The sequence below is a fragment of the Micromonospora maritima genome (assembly GCF_902825405.1).
In the GTDB taxonomy this organism is placed as follows: domain Bacteria; phylum Actinomycetota; class Actinomycetes; order Mycobacteriales; family Micromonosporaceae; genus Micromonospora; species Micromonospora maritima.
Window position 1 is genome coordinate 1 of the sequence record NZ_CADEAU010000368.1, and the last position, 5377, is coordinate 5377.

At 75.9% G+C, this 5377-nt stretch carries 7 protein-coding genes; 4 read left to right on the plus strand and 3 right to left on the minus strand.

Translation table 11 applies throughout. The features are described from left to right. From HUW36_RS24585 to HUW36_RS24595, 3 genes are all read right to left on the minus strand, one after another. On the minus strand, positions 1–375 hold a 375-nt coding region (locus tag HUW36_RS24585; RefSeq protein WP_174530337.1), incomplete at its 3' end, for a hypothetical protein. 121 nt (positions 376–496) lie between these two features. After that, entirely contained in the window at positions 497–1165 is a 669-nt protein-coding gene (locus HUW36_RS24590; RefSeq protein WP_174530338.1) for a response regulator, read from the minus strand. After that, entirely contained in the window at positions 1162–2400 is a 1239-nt protein-coding gene (locus HUW36_RS24595; RefSeq protein ID WP_174530339.1) for a sensor histidine kinase, read from the minus strand. Before HUW36_RS24595 ends, HUW36_RS24590 begins: the two co-directional genes overlap by 4 nt. Positions 2401–2533: 133 nt before the next feature. Here HUW36_RS24595 and HUW36_RS24600 point away from each other — a divergent pair, with 133 nt between their 5' ends. The 4 genes from HUW36_RS24600 to HUW36_RS24615 form a co-directional block, all read left to right on the plus strand. Continuing rightward, complete coding sequence (locus HUW36_RS24600) at positions 2534–3433, plus strand: ABC transporter ATP-binding protein (protein WP_174530340.1); 900 nt, start codon at positions 2534–2536, stop codon at positions 3431–3433. Then, entirely contained in the window at positions 3430–4218 is a 789-nt protein-coding gene (locus HUW36_RS24605; RefSeq protein ID WP_174530341.1) for an ABC transporter permease, read from the plus strand. Before HUW36_RS24600 ends, HUW36_RS24605 begins: the two co-directional genes overlap by 4 nt. Before the next feature lie 2 nt (positions 4219–4220). Further along, positions 4221–4925: a YqeB family protein gene (locus HUW36_RS24610; protein WP_174530342.1), complete on the plus strand. Its 705-nt coding sequence runs from the start codon at positions 4221–4223 to the stop codon at positions 4923–4925. A 101-nt stretch (positions 4926–5026) separates the two neighbouring features. Continuing rightward, positions 5027–5377 (plus strand): hypothetical protein (locus tag HUW36_RS24615; RefSeq protein ID WP_217428870.1); only part of this gene is annotated, 351 nt, incomplete at its 3' end.

Sequence of the window (5377 nt, forward strand, 5' to 3'; positions counted from 1 at the left end):
CGGGGCGGTGGGCCGGACGGGCTGGCCCGGGGCACCCGACCGGGCGGGCTGCCCGGCGGCCGGGCGGGCCGACGGTCCGCTCAGCACGAACGGGAACGGTACGTGCACGAACGGGTTGCCGTGCCGGATCAACGCGTCGATCTGGCGCTCGTTGAGGCCGTGCGCCTCCAGCACCCGACGCCCCCAACGGTGCAACCGGCAGGGAAACGCCGCCCCGTCGTTGCGGCACTTCGGCCCCGCGGGCCACTCCTCGGCGGCGTGCACCACCACCGCCCGGACCGCGAGGCGGACGTCCTCGGGGGTCAACGGCGCCGGCATCGGCACCTCGCCCAGGATCTGGTCGATGGGATCCGTCGACTGCTCACCAACTCGCACGGCAGGCCTCCCGCAGCTCGGCAGCGGTGCGGCGGACCGGCCGCACCACATCCTCGACCAGTGGTACGGCCCGGAAACGGCGACAGTTCAATCCCGGCGGACGGTGTCCGGCCGGCCCCGGTCAGACCAGGTCGGCGTCCTGGACCAGCAACGCCACCTGCACCCGGTTGTTCAGGTCGAGCTTGGTCAGCAGCCGCGACACGTACGCCTTCACCGTCGCCACGCTCATGAACAGCTCGGCGGAGATCTCCGCGTTCGTGCGCCCCCGGCCGAGCAGCAGCGCGACCTCGCGCTCCCGCTCCGACAGCCCGTCCAGCAGCCGTACCGCCCGGTCCCGCTTCGGATCCGGCCCAGGCACCGGCGCGGCGGCGGTCACGTGCGCGATCAGCTTGCGGGTCACCGCCGGGGACAGCGTCGCCTCCCCGGCCGCCACCCGGCGCACCGCGGCCACGATATCCGCCGGCGGGGTGTCCTTGAGCAGGAAGCCGCTCGCCCCGGCGCGCAGCGCGCGCAGCACCTGCTCGTCCGCGTCGAAGGTGGTCAGCACCAGCACCTCGGGCGGGTCCGCGGTCGCGCGCAGCGCCTCGGTCGCGGCCAGCCCGTCCACCCGGGGCATCCGGATGTCCATCAGCACCACGTCCGGCGCGTGGGCGGCGACGGCCGTCGGCACCTCCGCCCCGTCGGTCGCCTCGCCGACCACGGTCAGGTCGGGCACGCCGCCGAGGATCATCGACAGGGCGCCCCGGACCAGCGGGTCGTCGTCCACGATCAGCACCCGCACCTCGCTCATGCGGCCACCGCCCAGGGCAACCAGGCGGTCAGCCGGAAGTCGCCGGCGGCGTCCCGGCCGTGGTCGAGGCGTCCGCCGGCCAGCGTGACCCGCTCGGCGACACCGACCAGCCCGGTGCCGGTGCCGGGGATCGCGGTGACCGGCCCGCCCACCGGCCAGGGGTTGCGGATCTCCACCGCCAGCCCGTCGCCGGGGCCGCCGGCCAGCCGGACCGTCACCACCGCCCCGGGCGCGTGCTTGCGCGCGTTGGTGAGCCCCTCCTGCACGATCCGGTACGCGCTGCGCCCGATCGCCGCCGGCACCTCGGCCGGTTCGGTCACCTCGTCGACCACGCTCACCCGTACCCCGGCGTCCCGGCTCTCCGCCACCAGCGCCGGCACGTCGCCGAGCGTCGGCTGCGGTCGCTCCGGGGTGGCCTCGGTGCTCACCTCGGCCCGCAGCACACCGATCACCTCGCGCAGGTCCTGCAGGGCGGCGTGCGCGCTGGCCCGGATCACGCCGGCCGCCCGGGCGACCTCCGCCGGCGGCGCGTCCGGGCGGAACTCCAGCGCCCCGGCGTGCAGGCTGAGCAGGGAGATCCGGTGGGCCAGCACGTCGTGCATCTCCCGGGCGATCCGGCCGCGTTCGAGGTGCCGGGCCTGCTCCAGCCGGAGCTGCTGCTCGGCCTCGGCCCGCTCGGCGCGGTCGCGCAGCGACAGCACGAGCTGGCGGCGGGCCCGGACGAACAGCGCCCAGGCCACCACGATGCCGAGGAACAGCACCGTCCAGGCCATCGCGGCCCAGAGCGGCATGGCCGGGTCGGGGCGGATCGCGATGTAGGGCAGCGAGGTGACCACGTGCCAACCGAGCAGCGCGAGGCCGACCGGCAGCGGGCGGTGCACCAGCACGGTGAACAGCACGATCAGCAGCACGGCCCCGGCGGTGACCGAGAAGAGCGCCAGCGGCGCGGTGGCCACCGCCAGCCCGACCGGCCAGCGCCGGCGCAGCCAGAGCGCCCCGGTCGCCAGCAGACCGGCGAGCAGGTCGACGCCGACGAGCCAGTCCGGCCCGGCGTTGAGCGCGAACTCGGGGTCCCGGCTCACCGCGTCCTCGTGCGCGACGAGCACCCAGAGCAACGCGATCAGGAACAGCAGGCTGTCGACGAACCAGTCCCGCGGGGTCCGCCGGGGGGCCCGGGCGGGCACCAGGGACCCCGGCAGGAGCCAGGGGTGATCGGGTACGACGGCGCTGCTCACCCGCCCCATGGTAGGGAGCCGTCCGGACCGGCTACCAGCTACCAAAGTCGACGCCTGCGGTGAACCTCGGTCGGTGCCGGCAGCGACCGCCGGCCGCAGCGGGCCACCGGGTGGCCCCGGCAGGCTTCTCGGCATGATCGAAGTCGACCACCTGACCAAGCGGTACGGCCCGCACACCGCTGTCGAGGACGTCACGTTCCGCTGCGAAACGGGCACGGTGACCGGATTCCTCGGCCCGAACGGCGCCGGCAAGTCCACCACGATGCGCATGATCTGCGGGATGACGCCGCCCAGCTCGGGCGGCGCCACGGTCGCCGGCCGGCCCTACCGTGAGCTGCCCAACCCCGGGCGGGAGATCGGCGTCCTGCTCGACGCCTCGGCCCAGCACGCCGGACGCACCGGCCGGGAGACGCTCACCCTGGCCGCCCGCACCATGGGCGTGGACCGGGGCCAGGTGGCCGCGAAACTGGACCTGGTCGGGCTGAACGACACCGCCGCCCGGCGACGGGTCGGCGCGTACTCCCTGGGCATGCGGCAGCGGCTCGGCCTGGCGCTGGCGCTGCTGGGCGACCCCCGGGTGCTGATCCTGGACGAGCCGGCCAACGGCCTCGACCCGGAGGGGATCTTCTGGATGCGCGGTCTGCTGCGCGACTTCGCCGACCGGGGCGGCACGGTGCTGCTCTCCTCCCACCTGCTGCGGGAGGTGGAGGCGGTGGCCGACCGGCTGGTGGTCATCGGCGGCGGCACGGTGGTCGCCCAGGGCGGCAAGGACGAGCTGCTGGCCGGAGCCGGCACTCTGGTGCGCGCCCGGGACCAGCACGCCCTGCGCCTCACCCTGGACCGGGCCGCGCTGCCGGCCACCGCCGGCGCCGACGGCGGCTTCGTCGTCCGCGCCGAGCCGGGGGAGGTCGGCCAGGCGGCCGCCGACGCCGGGCTGGTCCTCACCGAGCTGCGTCCGGCCGGCGCCGGCGGCCTGGAGCAGCTCTTCCTCACCCTCACCGCCGGCGCGTCGACCAAGGAGGCCGTCCGATGACCACCGCCACCGCCCCCACCACGGCACCGCGCCGACACGAGCCGGTCGTCTCCGGTCCCTCCCTGGCCCGGCTGACCGGGGTGGAGCTGCGCAAGCTCGCCGACACCCGGGCCGGGCGCTGGCTGCTCGTCACGATCGGGCTGATCGCCGCCGCCATCGTGGTGGTGCAGCTCTTCGTCGTCGAGCCGGAGGACCAGAGCTTCACCGCCTTCTTCACCCCGTCGCTGCTGCCGGTGGGACTGCTGCTGCCGGTGCTGGGCATCCTCTCCATCACCGGCGAGTGGTCGCAGCGCACCGCGCTGACCACGTTCGCGCTGGTGCCCCGCCGCCAGCGGGTGATCGTCGCCAAGCTCGCCGCGGTGGTGCTGGCCGCGCTCGGCTCGGTGCTGGTCAGCCTGGTCGTCGCCGCCGTCGGCACGCTCGCCGCCCGGGCCACCGGCGGGGCCGGGGCCTGGACGTTCGACTGGCAGCTGCTGCCGTACGCGGCGGTGTTCCAGGTGGCCAACGTGCTGATGGGCGCCGGATTCGGCCTGCTGCTGCTGAACACGCCGCTGGCGATCGTCACCTACCTGCTGCTGCCCACCGTGTGGAGCGTGCTGTCGGCGATGATCACGGCGCTGCGGGAGCCGGCCGGCTGGCTGGACACCTCGCTCACCATGGAGCCGCTGCTCGGCCCGGACGTGACCGCCGGGCAGTGGGGTCGGCTCGGCGTGTCGCTGGCCGTCTGGATGGTCCTCCCGCTGGCCGCCGGCCTGCTGCGCACGCTGCGGCGGGAGGTGTCCTGACCATGGCGGCCCGGGAACCCGGCGACGCCGTCGTGGTCGACGGCGGGCCCGCCGAGCTGGTGGTGATGTGGGTCGGGTTCCCGCTGCTCGGGGCGGGACTGGGCGCCGGGTTGACCGCCGTGTCCGGCTGGATCGCCGGGCTGGCCTGGTTCCCCTTCCAGGGCGTGTTCGCGCTGCTCGACAGGTGGCCGGACCAGCGCGCGTACCCGGCCGGCGTGGGCGTGGCGGCGCTGGCCGGCCTGGTCCTGGCGTTCCTGGGCGCCCGGGAGCGGCTGACCGTGACGGTCGGCCACCGGTCGGTGCGACTGCACCGCGACGGGCACGGCCGGGACGTCGCCCGGGCCGGGGTCACCGGCGTGTTCGTCGACGGCAAGGCGCTGGTGCTGCTGGACGACGCCGGCGGCGAGCTGGTCCGGGAGCGGTCCGACCTGAGCGCCGAGGAGCTGCGCGCGGCGTTCATCCGACAGGGCTGGCCGTGGACCGAGCAGGACCCGCACCGGGACGCGTACCGGCGGTGGGTGGCCGGGTTGCCCGGGCTGCCGCCCGGCGCGGACGCCCTGCTGCGGGCCCGGCAGCGGGCCGTCGACGGCGGCCACGGCGACGAGGCCCGGGAGCTGCACGGGGAGCTGGCCCGGCTCGGCGTCGTGGTGCGCGACGAGGGAAAGCGCCAGTACTGGCGCCTGGTCCCCCACCCCCGAAACCACTGACCCGAACCACCACGGCCGAACACCCGCCCAGCCCGCGCAGGCGGCGGGCGGGAGCGGGGCGGCCTACACTCGGGGCCCCCGACCGCCCGATGGGAGGCTCCGTGCGTCCTCGGCTCGCACCTCCGGCCCTGGTCCTGGCCCTGCTGCTCACCGGCTGCGGCGGTGGGACCGAACAGGTCGCCCTGCCGGCGCCGTCGAGTCCGCCGCCCAGCACGCCGGTGCCGCTGACCGTCAAGGAGGCCAAGGGGCGCTACCTGTCCCTGGTCGCGCCGTACGACATCGCGCGGGACGAGCTGGCGGAGGCGATGAAGGCCGGTCGGGAGTGGCGGACGGTGCGGGAGCGGGCCGGCGCGGTCGCCGCCGCCAATGCCGCCTGCGCGGAGCAGCTGCGGGGCACGCGCTGGCCGGCGGCCGTGCAGGCGCCGATGACCGCGCTGCTCGCCGAGCACGAG